The 16,115-nt window shown below is 36.1% G+C and carries 24 protein-coding genes and 1 tRNA gene; 10 read left to right on the top strand and 15 right to left on the bottom strand.

What is annotated here, in order from left to right; all coding sequences use genetic code 11:
- Positions 1-6: 6 nt before the first annotated feature.
- Genes QFA95_RS03795 through QFA95_RS03775 form a run of 5 tightly spaced genes read right to left on the bottom strand, consistent with a single transcriptional unit; the run spans position 7 to position 3,164 of the window.
- The gene (locus QFA95_RS03795; protein ID WP_486462213.1) at positions 7-267 is read right to left on the bottom strand and encodes a TIGR03643 family protein; all 261 of its coding nucleotides are present in this window, start codon (positions 265-267) and stop codon (positions 7-9) included.
- The gene (locus tag QFA95_RS03790; RefSeq protein WP_486462212.1) at positions 260-895 is read right to left on the bottom strand and encodes a DUF6134 family protein; all 636 of its coding nucleotides are present in this window, start codon (positions 893-895) and stop codon (positions 260-262) included. The genes QFA95_RS03795 and QFA95_RS03790 overlap by 8 nt, the downstream gene beginning before the upstream one ends.
- The gene (locus QFA95_RS03785) at positions 874-1,641 is read right to left on the bottom strand and encodes a DUF1295 domain-containing protein (protein ID WP_486462211.1); all 768 of its coding nucleotides are present in this window, start codon (positions 1,639-1,641) and stop codon (positions 874-876) included. The genes QFA95_RS03790 and QFA95_RS03785 overlap by 22 nt, the downstream gene beginning before the upstream one ends.
- A complete protein-coding gene (locus QFA95_RS03780; protein WP_486462210.1) occupies positions 1,642-2,139 on the bottom strand; it encodes a DUF2878 domain-containing protein in 498 nt (165 codons plus the stop codon).
- On the bottom strand, positions 2,136-3,164 hold the full coding sequence (locus tag QFA95_RS03775; protein ID WP_486462209.1) for an SAM-dependent methyltransferase: 1,029 nt from the start codon (positions 3,162-3,164) through the stop codon (positions 2,136-2,138). The genes QFA95_RS03780 and QFA95_RS03775 overlap by 4 nt, the downstream gene beginning before the upstream one ends.
- A 221-nt stretch (positions 3,165-3,385) precedes the next feature.
- Here QFA95_RS03775 and panB point away from each other — a divergent pair, with 221 nt between their 5' ends.
- On the top strand, positions 3,386-4,189 hold the full coding sequence (gene panB / locus QFA95_RS03770) for a 3-methyl-2-oxobutanoate hydroxymethyltransferase (RefSeq protein WP_486462208.1): 804 nt from the start codon (positions 3,386-3,388) through the stop codon (positions 4,187-4,189).
- A 58-nt stretch (positions 4,190-4,247) separates the two neighbouring features.
- Here the strand turns inward: panB and QFA95_RS03765 are convergent, their stop codons facing one another.
- Positions 4,248-4,814 (bottom strand): 5-formyltetrahydrofolate cyclo-ligase, encoded by a 567-nt coding sequence (locus QFA95_RS03765; RefSeq protein ID WP_486462207.1) that lies wholly within the window; start codon positions 4,812-4,814, stop codon positions 4,248-4,250.
- A gap of 56 nt (positions 4,815-4,870) precedes the next feature.
- Positions 4,871-5,140 carry a hypothetical protein gene (locus tag QFA95_RS03760; RefSeq protein WP_486462206.1) on the bottom strand — a complete coding sequence of 90 codons (270 nt, stop codon included), beginning with the start codon at positions 5,138-5,140 and terminating at the stop codon, positions 4,871-4,873.
- A 79-nt stretch (positions 5,141-5,219) separates the two neighbouring features.
- Here QFA95_RS03760 and QFA95_RS03755 point away from each other — a divergent pair, with 79 nt between their 5' ends.
- The 3 genes from QFA95_RS03755 to QFA95_RS03745 all read left to right on the top strand — a co-directional run bounded on the left by QFA95_RS03755 (position 5,220) and on the right by QFA95_RS03745 (position 8,343).
- Positions 5,220-5,555, top strand: a complete 336-nt coding sequence (locus tag QFA95_RS03755; RefSeq protein WP_486462205.1) for a c-type cytochrome — start codon at positions 5,220-5,222, stop codon at positions 5,553-5,555.
- Positions 5,556-5,579: 24 nt separating this feature from the next.
- Positions 5,580-6,869: a PQQ-dependent sugar dehydrogenase gene (locus tag QFA95_RS03750; RefSeq protein ID WP_486462204.1), complete on the top strand. Its 1,290-nt coding sequence runs from the start codon at positions 5,580-5,582 to the stop codon at positions 6,867-6,869.
- 235 nt (positions 6,870-7,104) lie between these two features.
- Positions 7,105-8,343 carry a tyrosine-type recombinase/integrase gene (locus QFA95_RS03745; RefSeq protein ID WP_486462203.1) on the top strand — a complete coding sequence of 413 codons (1,239 nt, stop codon included), beginning with the start codon at positions 7,105-7,107 and terminating at the stop codon, positions 8,341-8,343.
- Here the strand turns inward: QFA95_RS03745 and QFA95_RS03740 are convergent.
- Positions 8,340-9,212: a hypothetical protein gene (locus tag QFA95_RS03740; RefSeq protein ID WP_486462202.1), complete on the bottom strand. Its 873-nt coding sequence runs from the start codon at positions 9,210-9,212 to the stop codon at positions 8,340-8,342. The genes QFA95_RS03745 and QFA95_RS03740 overlap by 4 nt on opposite strands.
- Positions 9,213-9,312: 100 nt before the next feature.
- Here QFA95_RS03740 and QFA95_RS03735 point away from each other — a divergent pair, with 100 nt between their 5' ends.
- From QFA95_RS03735 to QFA95_RS03715, 5 genes are all read left to right on the top strand, one after another.
- Positions 9,313-9,516: a helix-turn-helix transcriptional regulator gene (locus QFA95_RS03735; protein WP_486462201.1), complete on the top strand. Its 204-nt coding sequence runs from the start codon at positions 9,313-9,315 to the stop codon at positions 9,514-9,516.
- Positions 9,516-9,782, top strand: a complete 267-nt coding sequence (locus QFA95_RS03730; protein WP_486462200.1) for a hypothetical protein — start codon at positions 9,516-9,518, stop codon at positions 9,780-9,782. Before QFA95_RS03735 ends, QFA95_RS03730 begins: the two co-directional genes overlap by 1 nt.
- Positions 9,782-10,165 carry a hypothetical protein gene (locus QFA95_RS03725; protein WP_486462199.1) on the top strand — a complete coding sequence of 128 codons (384 nt, stop codon included), beginning with the start codon at positions 9,782-9,784 and terminating at the stop codon, positions 10,163-10,165. Before QFA95_RS03730 ends, QFA95_RS03725 begins: the two co-directional genes overlap by 1 nt.
- Positions 10,166-10,467: 302 nt before the next feature.
- Positions 10,468-10,833, top strand: coding sequence for a tautomerase family protein (locus QFA95_RS03720; protein WP_486462198.1), 366 nt, complete (start codon positions 10,468-10,470; stop codon positions 10,831-10,833).
- A 26-nt stretch (positions 10,834-10,859) separates the two neighbouring features.
- The gene (locus tag QFA95_RS03715; RefSeq protein WP_486462197.1) at positions 10,860-11,078 is read left to right on the top strand and encodes a helix-turn-helix transcriptional regulator; all 219 of its coding nucleotides are present in this window, start codon (positions 10,860-10,862) and stop codon (positions 11,076-11,078) included.
- A gap of 23 nt (positions 11,079-11,101) precedes the next feature.
- Here QFA95_RS03715 and QFA95_RS03710 read toward each other — a convergent pair whose 3' ends face one another.
- From QFA95_RS03710 to cadR, 4 genes are all read right to left on the bottom strand, one after another.
- Complete coding sequence (locus QFA95_RS03710; protein WP_486462196.1) at positions 11,102-11,266, bottom strand: hypothetical protein; 165 nt, start codon at positions 11,264-11,266, stop codon at positions 11,102-11,104.
- Positions 11,267-11,269: 3 nt separating this feature from the next.
- On the bottom strand, positions 11,270-11,452 hold the full coding sequence (locus tag QFA95_RS03705) for a hypothetical protein (protein ID WP_486462195.1): 183 nt from the start codon (positions 11,450-11,452) through the stop codon (positions 11,270-11,272).
- Positions 11,449-11,751: a hypothetical protein gene (locus QFA95_RS03700; RefSeq protein WP_486462194.1), complete on the bottom strand. Its 303-nt coding sequence runs from the start codon at positions 11,749-11,751 to the stop codon at positions 11,449-11,451. The genes QFA95_RS03705 and QFA95_RS03700 overlap by 4 nt, the downstream gene beginning before the upstream one ends.
- 213 nt (positions 11,752-11,964) lie before the next feature.
- Positions 11,965-12,396, bottom strand: a complete 432-nt coding sequence (gene cadR, locus QFA95_RS03695; RefSeq protein WP_486462193.1) for a Cd(II)/Pb(II)-responsive transcriptional regulator — start codon at positions 12,394-12,396, stop codon at positions 11,965-11,967.
- A gap of 70 nt (positions 12,397-12,466) precedes the next feature.
- Between cadR and QFA95_RS03690 the strand changes: the two genes are divergently transcribed.
- The gene (locus QFA95_RS03690; protein ID WP_486462192.1) at positions 12,467-13,375 is read left to right on the top strand and encodes a cation efflux transmembrane domain-containing protein; all 909 of its coding nucleotides are present in this window, start codon (positions 12,467-12,469) and stop codon (positions 13,373-13,375) included.
- On the opposite strand, the gene QFA95_RS03685 is transcribed toward QFA95_RS03690, so the two are convergent.
- The 3 genes from QFA95_RS03685 to QFA95_RS03675 all read right to left on the bottom strand — a co-directional run bounded on the left by QFA95_RS03685 (position 13,367) and on the right by QFA95_RS03675 (position 15,890).
- Positions 13,367-13,636, bottom strand: coding sequence for a hypothetical protein (locus QFA95_RS03685; RefSeq protein WP_486462191.1), 270 nt, complete (start codon positions 13,634-13,636; stop codon positions 13,367-13,369). The genes QFA95_RS03690 and QFA95_RS03685 overlap by 9 nt on opposite strands.
- 586 nt (positions 13,637-14,222) lie before the next feature.
- A tRNA-Glu gene (locus QFA95_RS03680) sits at positions 14,223-14,298 on the bottom strand.
- 74 nt (positions 14,299-14,372) lie between these two features.
- Positions 14,373-15,890: a SulP family inorganic anion transporter gene (locus QFA95_RS03675; protein ID WP_486462190.1), complete on the bottom strand. Its 1,518-nt coding sequence runs from the start codon at positions 15,888-15,890 to the stop codon at positions 14,373-14,375.
- Between the last annotated feature and the right edge of the window lie 225 nt (positions 15,891-16,115).

The raw sequence follows: 16,115 nt of genomic DNA, 5'->3' as shown, positions 1-16,115 counted from the left end.
ATTTCGTTATTTTGGCTTATATTGATTGCTAGCATATGCGTTAGATGTCAAAAATCCACGTTTTTTTTGATGCTTTAAACCAATCTCTTTCACTCTTTTTCTCCATAAGACGTAAGAAGAGCGTTTGAGATTTTGTTGCATGAGGCGCATGACTTCGTTTTCAGTTAATCCAAATTGTTTGAAAATTGCGTCAAATGGCGTTCTGTCTTCCCAGGCCATCTCGATAAGTCGAGACAGATCTTCTGGCTTTAGTATGGATTTAGTCATTTAGTATGTAGGTGAGGACGTTGTCATCTTTTAAGTAGGATTTCAATTTGATCCATCTTTTGCTAGTTTGTTCGTACCAAAGCTCAATGTGAAATTTTTCATCTTGATCGTTGACGGCGCGCAAGGTGAATTTATTGGCTAAAAAAGAATTTGTTTTAGTTTTTACTTCCTCGTCTTCATCAGCTGAAAATGATAATTTAAAAATTTCACCATCTTGAGGGTTGATGGCAAGACTTTGTTCTGTAAATTTAATATCCCAATAACGAAAGGTTTGTGAACATACTGGGTGATTGTGCTCCTTATCATTCACTTTAATTTTAAAATATGTTGAGTCGGTAATACTGGATAATTCAAAGAAATCTGCACCATCTTGAGTTTCGCTTTGTAAGCTTACTAAACAATTATCTTTGTATGTTTCTGTTGCCGTGTGACGGTATTTATAGGCTGGAATAAACCACAACTTCACATCAAATTGAGCCTTATTATTAACCGTGTCATCCTGAACATTAAATTCATGAAAGCCAATCTCCTTGTCATTCAATTGGACTTGGAAATTTATTTGTTCAGCGTAGGCGCTAAAGCCAAATAACAAAAAAGAAATAAAACTTATGACTTTTTTGGCAACCATGGCAGGATTGAATTGGTGGATTGAATATATTTCTTATACATTGGTTTACGATTAATGATGGTTTCTTCCATCAAGCCTGCACCAGAAAACTTAAAGAGAAAATAAGTCATCAATAGGGGAGAGACGATGATAAAAATATGTCCAAATTGAATTGCATTGATAAAAATACCCCAAGTGATTAATAATTCACCAAAATAATTTGGGTGTCTTGAGTACCTCCATAGTCCGATATTACATACTTCACCTGAAATACTAGTTTTCTTAAATATATAAAGTTGATAGTCAGCAATAGATTCATACAGTATTCCAAGCGCAATCATGATATAGCTAAACGGTAACAGGAAATTCAATCCTTGGTCATTAATAGGGTTAAAAATATAATACAGCGGGTAGGAAATGATTAACGCTAAAATAGCTTGGAAGACAAAGATAATAAATAAGCTTTTCAAGGGAAAGTGTGGCGAATAATTACGGCGAATATCTTGATAGCGGGAGTCTTCAGGCTTGTTCGCATTTCTAATGCATAAATAAGCTGATAATCGAACTGCCCAGACCACCAGCAAAGCATAAATGAACCACTGATTATCAGAAATATTGTCTGACTGAGCAAAACAGGAAATGTTAACAATGAAAAATAGACTCCACATGGAGTCAACAATATTGACATTAGTTTTTAGGTAGGAATAAATCCAACCAATGAAACCAAACAACAAAGAAAACTGTAATGCATCTAAATAAACATTCATCTAAGTGCCTTTAGTATAAAATTTAAACAAGATTGGTGTTACAAGAGCCCAGCTGAAAGCTAATATAAAAAGGGCGTGTTCATGATTCATGGTGATTGCCCCAAGTTTTTCTCCAGCGAGATAAGCTAAAGGGCCGCCAATCAGGCCAAAAAAGACTTGAAGTGCTGTCTTATTTTGTAACCAAGCTAGTGAATGGTTGATGGTTAAAGCAAACGATATCCATAAGCCAATAATCCAAATAGGAGCATAAAAGTCAATAAAAACAATATTATAATCTATAAAGTTAAAGTGATTTAGAATTCCATCATGGATACACCCAATGACAATTGCTAATAGAATCAGAATAAAATCTGCAAATAATTTTTTTCCGTATAAGTACTGGAGGATTAATAAGCTAAGACCAACAAATAAGCCATATAAGGAATTGTGTGCAGCTGAGAGTATAAAAATAAACCAAATGCTCTGAAAAAGAACAAAGTTAATCAGCTTATGTTTCATTTTGAAAAAAGATAGTGAGCAACCATCCACTCTTGACCTTGGTCATAATTCCAAAGTTCCTCACAGGCCATAAAAAATATTCTCCATCTTTGAAGCCAAAGTTGGGCATTATCCGACCCATAACAGTTTTTAAAAATATTTATGATCTCTGCTTTATTTTTGTCAGTATTATTAAGCCATTCTCGGGCTGTTTTGGCATAGTGGGTGCCATCCCAAAGCCATTGCTGTTCAATCTTAAGTGAGCTCTGAAAATAGAGTGGTAAATCAATAGACGGCATCATGCCACCAGAAAAAAAGTATTGGCTCATCCAGTCATTTTTATCTTTTACCTTAAATAAATAAGGCGCGCTTTTATGAACGAAGATATGTTTAAAAAACTTTCCATCCTTTTTTAGCCATGTTGAAATTTTTTGGTATAAAACGGCAAAATTTCTCATGTGCTCGAACATTTCAACAGATACAATCCGATCAAATTTCGATTTAGTATCAAACTCCGTCATATTGCAGGTAATAATTTTTACATTCGTTAACTTCCTCTGTTTAGCCTGGTTCTCAATATATTTGCGCTGAGAATGTGAGTTAGAGACAGCTGTGATTTTGGATTTGGGATATTTTTTAGCCATCCATAAGGTTAGAGATCCCCATCCACAGCCTAATTCAAGAATACTGTGACCATTTTTTAATTCAGCATGTTCACATGTTTTGTTTAAAGCCAATTGCTCGGCATCATCTAATGTTTCAGTTTTATTATTCCAATAACAGGAACTGTATTTTTTATTTTTACCAAGTGCATAATCGTAAAACTCTGCCGGGACTTCGTAATGTTGTTCGTTGGCCAAATTAGTATCTACTGCAATGGGGGAACGGTTCATATTGTGTATAAAATCAATTTTGTTTTTTTGTTGATTTTCATAACTATCTGAACAAATTTCAAATATACGATCTTTAAGTAATTTCCTGATTCCGATACGAATTAACCAATCTGGTAATAAATTCTTTTCAGCGAGATTAAGAGCGAATGACATAGCAATATTTTAGAGAAATTAATTTAATGTTCATCATAAAGAAAATATTTTTTTTGTGTGTGATTACGAATAAAAATATTAGTTTTTTTAAAACTTTTATGAGACAAAGTATTGATACAATTTTTACTTCATTCATTAAACCATAAAACATAAATGGTTTTTAATGGCTTATATTGTTTTCTCATATACAATAAATGATGAATTTGAGAAAGGACTGTAATATGAGCGTTTTAGAAACTTTTAAAAAATTAAAAGCGGATGGTCAAAAAATCGTTGTTGTTACATCATATGAGTACTGGAGTGCAAAAATTCTCAATGATACAGACATCAATGGAATATTGATTGGTGATGATTTATCCATGGTAATCCATGGTAATGAAAATACCATTAATTGCGATGTTGAGACCATCGCTATGCATACTCGAGCTGTAAAAAAGGGAGCAAAAGATAAATTTCTTATTGCTGCCATGCCATTTATGAGCACTAGAAAGGGCTTGTATGATGCGCTTGATAATGTCGAAATCCTCATGAAAGCAGGCGCTAACGCACTTAAAATTGAGGGCGTGGATGGTAATGAGGAGCTCTACGCTCATTTGTCGGAATCAGGCATTCCTACCATCGGTCATATTGGCTTGACTCCGACCCATCATAATGCCATCGGCGGATTTAAACCCCAGGGAAAAACTAAAGAGAGTGAGCTTAAGATTATCGATGAAGCCAAAACTCTTGAAGAACTAGGATGTATCGCAATTGTTTTAGAAGCAGTACCTCAACATGTTGGGGCGGCCGTTCGTGACGCCGTGAGTATCCCTGTTGTCGGTGTTGGGGCAGGTTTAGATGTCGATGGTCAGGCTCTTGTTCTTCCCGATATGTTAGGTTTTTGTACTGACTTTAAACCAAGGTTTGTTAGAACCTATATGAATGGCGCAGAATTAATTACAAAAGCAGTGAATCAATTTGCAGTAGATGTTCATTCTGGAGCATTTCCATCAGAAGCTGAGACCTATCCTCCTGCTAAGAAATAATTCAGATAATTTAGGGAGCATTCTTGCTCCCTAAAATTTATAAAAAATAATAGTTTTTTTAAAAATAATGAGTTGATTGTGGAGTTATACAATGAGTTAGGGGTATATCATGCTCTTCTATATCCTCTATAGCTTCGCATGGTGCAAAAAAACTGACTCCAATTTTTTTCACATTCTTGCGTAAAGATGAAAATAGGCGATCATAAAATCCTCTCCCATATCCAACTCGATTCCCAAAAGCATCAAAAGCTAACAGAGGTACGATGACTAAATCAATTTGATCATCATTAACCCATATTGGATCAATGGGCTCAGGAATATTATTCTTTGTAGATACTGTTTTGGTATTGGGGTTAAATTTAGCGCTTTTCAGTGAATTGTTCCTGAAATTGGAAACTGGGACAACGACATCGATATGATTGTCACAACAATATTCAATAATTGGGAAAGTGTTGATTTCATTTTTTTTATCAATGGTTAAGAAACAATGCACACATAAAGGCTTATATTTTTTAATAATTTCAATCGCACTTTGAATGATTAAGGATGACGCCTCATCCAATTTTGAAGAGGATAGTTCTTGACGTTTTTTTAGATATACTTTTCTTGCAGTTTCTTTTTTCAATTGAAATCTTTTAATGAATTGTATTGCTTGATATTACCAATATGTGTCATATTTAGCTAAATTAACCCTATGCAAATTTTGAGATACTGATGACATTTATTAATATTTTTTGACGATGATGCTTGTTTTAAATGATCTTCCACAATCTTGTTTGTGTAAGTACCAAATTTTAAAAAATTTAATGCTTGCTTTGATTGATATCGACAATCATTAATTTCAACCGTATCCAATCCTTTTTGTACAGCCTCACGGGTATTAAATAAAAAATCCATGGAAAAAGCTGTCATTGAAAATAAGGCACAACATACAAAAGTAATCTTAGTCATAAAACTCAGGAATATTTCTCTAACAATTTATTTAATTACATGATAATGTCAAAAGTGAAGTTTTGTAAGGAAATTAAATATGATAAATAAAAGTTTTTTTGTACTCAAGTTAATCACTTTATCCTGTGCTTTCTCTATTTCTTTATTCACTTATGCTGGTGACGCGGCAATTGGTGAAAAAAAGTTTAAGGAGAAGAATTGTGTAACCTGCCATGGTCCGAAGGGAATGGGTCTTGCAAGTTATCCAAGGATTGGTGGAAAAGAAATTAGCTATCTTACAAAAAGATTAGAAACATATCGAGCAGGAAAGAAGGTTGGATCCAATTCAGATTTAATGATTATGAATGCAAAAAAATTATCAGATGAGGATATAGCCGATTTAACTGCTTATTTATCTGAGCAAAATTTTGACTAAGTAAATTTTTAAGGAGAGATTGTAATGCGTAATAAAATTAAATGGCTTTCAAAGTCTTTAATTATTGGTTTATCAGCTTTATCTGTCAGTGCCTTCGCAGACGATACACCTAAAATTAAAGTTGAGCAGGTCCATAAAGATCTAAAAAACCCATGGGATATGGCATTTCTAGATAATGACACCATGTTTTTTACTGAAAAATGTGATGGTTTATCTGTTGCCACGAAAGATGGGGTTAATAAACTCTACGGCATGAAGGGTAGCAAAGGATATCCAGCTAAAGGTGAGGATTTATTTTGTGAAGGTCAAGCTGGAATGCTTGGTTTAGCGATTGATCCAAATTTCAAAAAAAATAGAATGATTTATGTTGCATCTACATCCAATAAGCATCATGGCGATGGTTGTAAGGATAATAAAGATGTATGTAATGGCAATATTGTTATGAAATTTCAAGTCAGTGAGGATTTTAAATCCGTTGCTGAGAGAAATGACATCATTACGGACATTCAATACAAGCCATTTGAATCTGATCATCCATTTGGTGGCCCTGGTGCGCACAATGGAGCAAGGCTTAGATTTGATAAACAAGGTGCGTTATGGGTAACAGGCGGTGACAGACACAAGGGCGACTGTCCTCAATCACCAACTTTAATCTGCGGTAAGGTTTTAAGGGTTGATACTGATGGTAATGCCTGGAAAGGAAATAAACCACCAAAAGGCTTTGATAAGAGAATTTATACTTATGGGCATCGTAGCGTGCAAGGTATAGCTTTCCATCCTAAGAAAAATCAAGTGTTTACTGCGGAACATGGTCCTTGGCATAATGATGAAATCACTTTGCTACAAAATGGTAAAAATGGAGGCTGGGATCCTGCACCAAATGTAGGTGGCCGAGGTGACTGTCCTGATGATTACTGTGGATATATGCCAAACCAGAAAGAAGGAATGGATCCTGCAGTCAGGGGTGCATTTACACCAATGAGTGATACTCGCTTTAAAGACTTAATGTACCCAACATGGAACAACATGGGATTATCTCAAGGAACAGGGTCTGCTGCATTCTTAACCGGAAAACAGTGGGGTAAATGGGAAAATAGACTTATTGTGGGCGTCATGGGTATTGCCTTTGGTGATACACCGGCTGGTGCGAGAATTGATGTCATCGATCTAACAGATGATGGCAAAGCTATCCGTGGTGTAATTACAATGCCAGTGGGCTTTAGCGAAAGATTCAGAGGTCTTACTATGGGTCCTGATGGAGCGTTATATGCCGCAGTTGATGAAGGAAAGATATATAAAATCACTGCTGAATAAACGTTTATTCAAATAGCACTTTAAAAACCACCTTCGGGTGGTTTTTTTTATTTTACAATTGAATTAGTTGGCGTCCCCAAGGGACGCCCTAGTAGTATCTTAAGTGTATTTTAGTATTCTTGTTTAACTTTATATATCCCAGTATTAACAGGTATTACAGTCTTTTACATATCAATATAGTCTGATAGAATCTAGTCATAAAACATACACTAGAACATACACTGGAACATACACTATGGCACAAATAAACTTGCTAAATGAACAAAAGATTCAGTCATTAAAGTGTCCAAAGCACCTAAAACAGAAGGATTACAGAGATGGGTTGGGTTTATATTTAAGGGTTAAGCAAGATAATAGTAAATATTGGTTTGTAAAACTCTATGGTGCAAAGAAGGCAAACAGAGGTATTGGGTTCTATCCTGATATTAAATTAGCAGAAGCAAGAAAGATTAGGGATACCTATAGAGAGATGTGGGAAGATGGTAAAGACCCAAGTATTGAACGTAAAAAGCAGAAGTATGTTGCTATATCTAACCTTGAGCAAACCTTTGAACATGTTCAGGAACAAACTTATATCAATGTTACCCAGAAGAAGCATTCTGAAAGACACCAAAGAAGATGGAAAGGGATATACAACAAGTATCTAAAACATACTCTAGGTTCACTTCCACTGTCAGACATTGATGATGCAATAATTCTTGAGGTAGTAGAGGATATATACAAACATGCACCACAAACTGCAAGCAAGGCAAAGAGTTTAATTAGTGTTGTGTTTAACCATGCTATTGAAAAAAAATGGTTTAGAGGTTCTAACCCTTGCAAACTTCTTGAAGGTAATAGTCTCATTAAGAAACCACAGAATAAACGCTTTGAGTATTTAAAAGAGCATAGAGTTGGTGAGTTAATTGTTTTACTAGGCGAAAGTAAGAACTATGTTAACAATACTTTTATATACCTTCTTATGGTCACAGGACTTCGTGTTGGGTCATTATTGAATGCTAAATGGTCATGGGTGCAAGGTGATGTATTAGTTATTCCTAGTAAGTATATGAAGGATAGAAAGCAGTTTAGATGTCCTTTACCAACTCAAGCAGTTACAGAGTTAAAACTTCTTGCTAAACATAGTGTGACTACAAATCTTAATGACTATATCTTTGTCAGTCATCAACAAGACCTTAATAAACCAAAGAGTGACAATACCTTTAGAAACTTCTTACGCAATTTACTAGATGATAATGAAGTAACCCTTCATGGTTTCAGAACATTGTTTAACATTGTGCTTACTAAATCCAAGAAGTTTACAGAAGAACGTATTGAGTCACAGTTAACTCACGCATACACCAAGACTACCATTAGAAAAGTTTATTTAGGTGACGAAGACTTTTTAGATGAGAGAAGGGAGTTGGTGCAATACTTTTCAGACTGGGCAGATAATCAAGCACAGTTTTATATGAAGGCGCAAGAGGTCGTCTAGTGTTTAGTCTTTGAGGACTTACCTTTAATTACTTGTGCTTTAACACTTTTTATCTTCGCAAATGCAAACGTAGCATTAGTCCAATAGACCTCAAGTTTACTTGGAAGGGTGATGTGCCATATAGACTCAACTCTTTTGATTTCTTTATCTGTTAAGTCACTTCTCTTTTGAATGATTCTGTCATGAAGATAACTATTTAAACCAATCCACTTATAGTTCTTGTCTGCATGTTGTTTCTTTTGGAAGTATGCCTTCATGGTTTCAAAGTCATTATATGAGGTCTTTTTGTCTTCATTTTTAAATGCATCATTGGCAGAGATGTCGTTATCTATTATGTCTGCAACAACTCTAAAGACCCAGTCAGGAACATAGTATGGGTTGGTCTGACGCTTGCCTTGTGTGCCTACTAACCCAAATGCTTGGTCTAGTGTATTAACGTTCTCATCATGCTTAAATTTCTTAAATGCTTCTGATACAAAGGTGAGCAAATTCCAGTTTGTATCAAAATCATCTGGTCGGTCTTTAAACATACTGAATTGCTCTGCTCTGATAAACATATTCATTACTGTATTTATATCTTGCTTGGTTGCACTACCCAACATACATGCTTGAAGTGAAAACGATTGGCAAAAGGCAGACCATAGATTGAGGTTTCTATCTATAGAGTCTTTGATGTTCTTCCAGTCCCAATGCTCTGTGGGAATGTTGAATTGGTTTTCTTCAAAGTAATCAAGCGTGTCTTTAAGTTTGCGAAAGTAAAAATTACATTTAAAACCCTCATGTAAATCATGCCAATTATTGTTCTGCAAAGTTCTCTGAAGTAACTCTACCCAATCATCAAAATTTCTTACTGGGGGATTAAAAGACACGTAAGTTTATACCCTGATTTAGTTAATAAGTAAGTATTTAATACCAATATGAACTGGACTTTATAAGTCCTTATAGATTAATCATATCAAGGGAAAAACAATGGAACAACATCAAAATGGTTACTTGAGAATCAACCAATTAATAGAGTATTTAAATATGGGTCGTTCAACAATTTGGTCAAAAGCATCAGACCCAACTGACAGTTTTCCAAGTGGTATTAAATTATCCGATAGAGTAACTGTATGGAAAAAAAATGACATAGAAAATTGGGTTAATACAAAAGTTAAAAGAGGAGTGGAGTAATGCCAAAAGTTTTCATAGGAAATGAATTAAGAATAACATCCACTCCACATGCGTGGGAACTACAGTCAAGAGTTCCTAGAAAAAATATGGATGATGAGTGGCGTCATAAGGGAAGTTACACTAGTTTTCCTAGTGCGCTAGAAGGTTGTCGGCAATCGTTGATAAGAGAGTCTTCCAAAGATTCCTATAAAGATGCTAAAGAGGAAGCAGAAAACCTCATCTCAACGAGTCTCAAAAACCAAAACATTGATATAGAAGATATTTGATGGTAAGGAAAAAGCATCCTAAAAGAAGTGGAGAGCGATTTGTTGCTCTTCCACACTTTATGCTGAATCATGAAAAATTTGCACTTCTTTCTGGAAATGCAACAAAACTATATATTCAATTGTTTGCACAATACAATGGTCACAATAACGGTGATTTCTCTTGTGCCTTTTCTATAATGAAGCAAAAGGGGTGGCATTCAAGTGGCACACTTCAGAAAGCAATTAACGAACTAATAGATGCTGGATTTATTGTTAAAACAAGACAAGGTGGCAGAAACAAATGCAGTTTATATGGCATCACCTTGCACGGTTTTGATGAATGCAAAGGAAAGTTGGATGCAGGTATGGCAAATTCAAATGCCTTTAGAGGTATTTGGAAGTAATAATTCTGTTCACTATTTGAATTAATCAAACACCATTGCTCACTATATGAACTAGTCTAGAATTATGAGTTATATGATTACTCTCTATATGATTTAGTCAAGAGGATAAAAAGATATTTCCTACTCACTATTTGAACACCTATATAGATATATACCATAGGGTGTATGGATTATTTAGAAGTTATAAAAAGGTTAAATATATTGTAATGGGGTTTATTGCCTCCCACCCATATGGGATATTATTTAGGTGTCACACTCAAATTTTTGGTAGTATTTTATTTCACATTTAGTATGGAGTAGAAATGCCTTTTGTAACTATTAATATCCTCAATGGTAAAAGTAAAGATTACATTCAGAAAGTAACTGACACTATTAATGATGCAGTTATTGAAACTATGAATTTCCCAGAAGACGACCGTTATCAAGTTGTGCATGAATTACCGTCTCATTGTTTACAGTATCAAGGTCGTGATGAAGATAGAATCATGATGCATTTAGTGATGCGTGCAGGCAGACCTGACAAAGCAAAACAGGCGTTTTATAAAAAATGTGTCGCAGATTTACATGAAGCAGTTGGAGTAAAACCATCAAATATCTTTATTACATTCACTGAAAATCGTGATATTGATTTCTCATTTAAAGACGGAATAGCACAATTTGTAGTGTAACTTTTGATTTATGTTACATTTATCAAATGAAGGAAACCTACCTAACTGCCGAACAAATAGCAAAAGCATTAAGAATTAGTAAAGAAAAAGTATCACTATTAGCAAAGCATGGTCTCTTCCCTAAACCTCTAGAACTGCATAATGGTGCAGTCTTATGGAGTGAGAAAGAAGTAAAGGACTGGGTAGGCATGAAGCAACAGACGGAAGACTGGATTAGTAAGGATGTAGACTCAAGGTTGTTCTAGAGGAAAAGAATATAAAATGGTATTCAAACAATAATCGTCCAACCTATTGTGCCAAAAATAATATCTATCCATTTAGTAACTGCGTCATTAGGTTTATACGGGTCTTTCTTTTGGTTAACTAAACTCTCAATTGGGATAACCAAGTTTAAAATAAAACCAATGACAAAGGGTATTAGTAGAGTTTCCATAATTTATCCTTCATATTCGTCCTTTAGTTTTTTCTTAAGTAGTCTCGCCATTCTTTCGTCTTCTAACTTGATTACCTTCTTTTGTTTTTCCTCATCGTAAGACCACATAGTTTCCATCATGTGCATCGTATAAGGAAGTAGTTCATCTAATGGGCATAGACCCAGTTCTTTGTCTTTTTTACTCATTTATCTTCTACACCGTTTTTATCGAGACAAGTTTCGTAAATCTTTTTGGCAGTAAAGTCAGTCTTTCCAATTTCACTTTTATAAGCACAATTTAACCTGATAGTTTTCTTATAATTCTGAAGTAATTCAGTATGTTCTTTATTTAGTGAGTATCCTCGTTCTTTAAGGACTCTTTTTATTTCATTAAGAGCAATATTTCTTTTAATTGCTTCTTCGATAAATAATTTTATCTTCTCCTCTTTTGATTCACCAAAAGAAACCATAGGAATTAGTAAAAGTAGGATGAGTAGGTTTTTCATACCTTCATTATTATTCATGCAAGTCTTAGAGTAAAGGCAATATGTAGGAGTCCCATATTTGAAGTGGCATATGGGGGGGTATGTGGGGGTCGCGATCTTACTCCTGATGACTGGAATACATTAGTGGGTAGGAAAGACATAGATTACTTGGATACTTATACAACAAGACCAAGAGGTTCTATTGATTTAGAAAGGGCAAAAAAGAATGGCGAACTATGACATTGATAAAACTTTGGAATCACTCTTGCTTGAAGTGTTTTCGACTAGGCGTTCTAAGATTCCACATTGGCCGACCGTTTTTGGGGGCGTGCAGCGATGTCTCAAGGCACTCAAATCGTTATGAAGTTTTTTCAGCTCTTCAATACTCGATTCCACAAGGTGAAGATGGGTATTGATTATATCGTTGACTTCCTCGCAATCGGATTCTGGTGTGCTTTGAAGCAGGATGAGCTGTTTGATTTCTTTCAAGGTTAAACCCAGAGAGCGGCAATGCCTTATAAACAGGAGTTTTTCAAGTGTCTGCTTATCGTAAAGGCGAAAATTACCCTCAGAACGTGATTGGGCCGATATAAGCCCTTCCTTCTCATAGTACCGAATGGTCTGCACTGAGCAGCCACTGCGCTTTGCCAGTTCACCAATTTTCATCACTCCACCCTTGACTCTATAGTTACTATAGAGTTTACACTATGCTTTATCCTGTAAACAAGAGCCATTTATGTCTGTAGACTCAAAGACCTGTTGCGGTTGTAACCCCAGTCAAGGCAAGTCAGAGCAACCTGAATCGCAAAGAAAAAGTGATGTTCAAGCTGAGCCGAGTCACCTGAGCGTGTTTGACGTTCCGAAGATGGATTGCATATCGGAAGAGAACCTGATTCGCACCGCGTTTGCCAGCCTTGGTGAAGCGCTCACTTTTGAATTCGACATCCCCAACCGCAGAGTGCGGGTATATCACCCCGATATTGCGGAGACAGTGGAAAGAACCATGAGGTCCGCTGGGCTTGGCGCAACCTTAGTTTCATTCGATTCTATCGATCACAATACGATTCAAGCCGCCCAGGAAGCCACAAAGGTCAATGAAACGCGGGAAGCGCAGGTGTTAAGATGGTTGCTGGCCATTAACGCCAGCATGTTTGTACTTGAACTTGGCATGGGCATTATGGCGCAATCCACCGGTCTTATAGCCGATTCGCTGGATATGTTTGCCGATGCTGCAGTATATGGTGTGTCATTGTATGCAGTGGGCAAGTCTGCCAGACTGAAGCTCAAAGCGGCTCACTTGGCCGGCTGGTTACAACTTGCGCTTGCACTGGGCGTCTTAATTGAAGTGCTGAGACGGGTGATCTTTGGGAGCGAACCCGTCTCCACACTCATGATGGGCATGGGTACCATCGCTTTGCTCGCTAACATTGTGTGCCTACTGTTGATATTTAAATCGCGTAACCAGGGCGCCCACATGAAAGCCAGTTGGATATTTTCGGCGAATGATGTGCTGGCCAATGCCGGCGTGATCATTGCGGGAACCCTGGTGGCCCTGACAGGGTCTCAGATACCGGACTTGATCATCGGTGTTATCATTGGGTTCATTGTTTTAAACGGCGCCCGACGCATACTTTCGCTAAGATGATAATGCTTCACTATCTGTAATATCTCCATTATCAACCTTCCTTAAAATCTTTTCCCCTTGAGCGAGATATATCTCTATGTATGCTTGAGATTTTCTATATGCTCTTGTACCTTCTCCATATTGAGATAACAATCTTGGTTTGACGCAATAAAAAACATCTTCAAAATTTGAATACTTCTCAAAACATGATTCCTGAACCATATGAACTGGGGAGTGGCAAGAGGCAGTCAAAAGAAACATTAAGAATATAAGTGCTTTCATCCCTTCATTACTATTCATGCAAGTCTTAGAGTAAAGGCGATATGTAGGAGTCCCATATTTGAAGTGGCATATGGGGGGTATGTGGGGGTCGCTATATCTATATCTAGGTCAGGCAAATTTTTGGAGTTATTTTGAAAAACAATCAAGTTTATCAAGTTTGATCCACATTATCTGTGGACTAGTTTGTGGATAGACTGATAGTAAAAAGATAAACCATTGAAACTATGGGGGTATTTCTCAATGCTTATTTATTAATCAATTTAGGTGTATTTTGCTAGAGGGAGTCAGTTACAAAAAGTCCTTTAAAATCAATAACTTACACAGAAAAACAATCAAGATTTTTCCTAATAAAATCAATGACTTATGTGGGTATTGTTAACCTCTGATGTGTAACAATCACTCTGTATATATTCACTATATTAACTAGCACTATTTATGTGCAAACCAATTGGATAAAAAAGTCTCACAGAGAGCGATTATGTGCGTTCTAGACCTATAAAACATACACCATAACATACACTAGAAGGATAATTTAAATAGGGTGCTTGTGAATGCCTTGTATTTACTGTTATTGAGAGTATTTAGTTGGCGTCCCCAAGGGGATTCGAACCCCTGTTGCCGCCGTGAAAGGGCAGTGTCCTAGGCCTCTAGACGATGGGGACATCATTTAGAAGTCGGTATTCTACTATAAACTATTATGATGTGCCAATATTTTATTCAGTTTAAACATTTTAATTTAAGCTAATTTATCATCGGCAATATGATATTTTGGATCTTCCAGAAGATTTACTTCGACCATGTCTTTGGCGGTATCTAAAATTTCAAGACACTCAGGACTTAGATGCACTAAGTGAAGTTTTTTGCCAATTTTCTTATACTTATTGGCAATGTTATCGATTGCCATTATTGCAGAATGATCAACCACTTTTGAGTTATTAAAGTCTATGATCACGTCCTTTGGGTCATTCTTATAATCAAAAAGATCTTGAAAATTTTGAACAGAGGCAAAGAAAAGAGTCCCATTTAATTCATAAATCTTCCATCCTTTTTTATTTGTTTTTTCTTTTACAGTAATTTTTTTTGCATGATCCCATGCAAAGAATAGAGCTGAGACAATAACACCCACAATTACGGCGATAGCCAGGTCTGCAATGATGGTGATGCCTCCAACTAAAAGACCTACAATAATATCTTCCTTAGGGACTTTGCCAAACAATCTTAAACTTCCCCATTCAAAAGTTTTTTCAGCGACCACAAACATCACCCCAATTAAAGCGGCTAGTGGAATCATTTCTATCCAGTCAGATAAAAAAAGAATAAAGGACGCTAAAAAAATTGCTGTTGCGATACCAGATAATCTTTTTAGAGCGCCGTTGTTAATATTGATCATGCTTTGACCAATCATTGCACAGCCACCCATGCCTCCAAAAAAACCAGTAATTATATTCGCTGCACCTTGAGCCATAGATTCCCGATTGGGTCTTCCACGTGTCTCTGTCATATCGTCAATAAGATTTAGTGTCAGCAGAGTTTCAATCAAACCAATTGCAGCAAGAAGAATAGCGTAAGGGGTAATAATTCGAAAAGTTTCAAAATTATAATCCAAGACTGGAATCTGAAAGCTTGGGAGATTCCCACCAATCACTCCAAGATCAGCGACGGTTTTGGTGTCAAGACTAAAAAATATAGTGATGAATGAAACAATACCGATCGCTCCTAGAGGCGCTGGGATAATTTTTGTCACTTTTGGAATCAAATAGATTAATAGCGCCGTCAATAATGTGAGTCCTACCATTGTATAGAGGGCAATTCCATTCATCCACTGACTAACTCCAGATCCATCTGTAATTTTAAAGTGATTAAACTGAGCTAGAAAAATTACAATTGCCAATCCATTTACGAACCCTAACATCACCGGATAGGGGACCATGCGAATAAATTTACCTAAACGAAATAAAGCAAAAATTAGCTGGAAAAGACCCATTAAAATCACTGTAGCAAACAAGTACTCCACTCCATGATTTACGACTAAGCCAACCATGACCACCGCTAATGCACCTGTGGCTCCAGAAATCATTCCAGGACGACCACCAAAAACAGAGGTAATTAAACACACAATTATGGCTGCATAAAGCCCAGTCAAAGGTGAAACATGCGCGATCAGGGCAAATGCAATTGCCTCAGGTACCATGGCTAGTGCTACTGTGAGACCACTCAGAAGGTTAGTTTTTATTTCGTTAACAGAGTATTGCATAAATATTTTAGATGATTATTTTAAGAGATGTGATTCTACACTGTTAACCAGTAATTTATGCCTTGATTTTGGCATTTATATAGATACTATTAAGATCATGAAAAAAAATCTTAAATATGGATTGATAGCCTTTGTCGTAATTTACGTTGCTTTGGTTTTCTTAAACCCAGTGATGTGTCAAAAATTATTTGGAGAAGGTAGTCACATCTGCCAAGTCGGTCATAA

It is taken from the genome of Candidatus Methylolitoribacter marinus (genome assembly GCF_051853155.1).
In the GTDB taxonomy this organism is placed as follows: Bacteria; Pseudomonadota; Gammaproteobacteria; order Burkholderiales; family Methylophilaceae; genus BACL14.
Note: the sequence above shows the minus strand (reverse complement) of the source record. Positions and strands in the feature narration are given on the sequence as shown.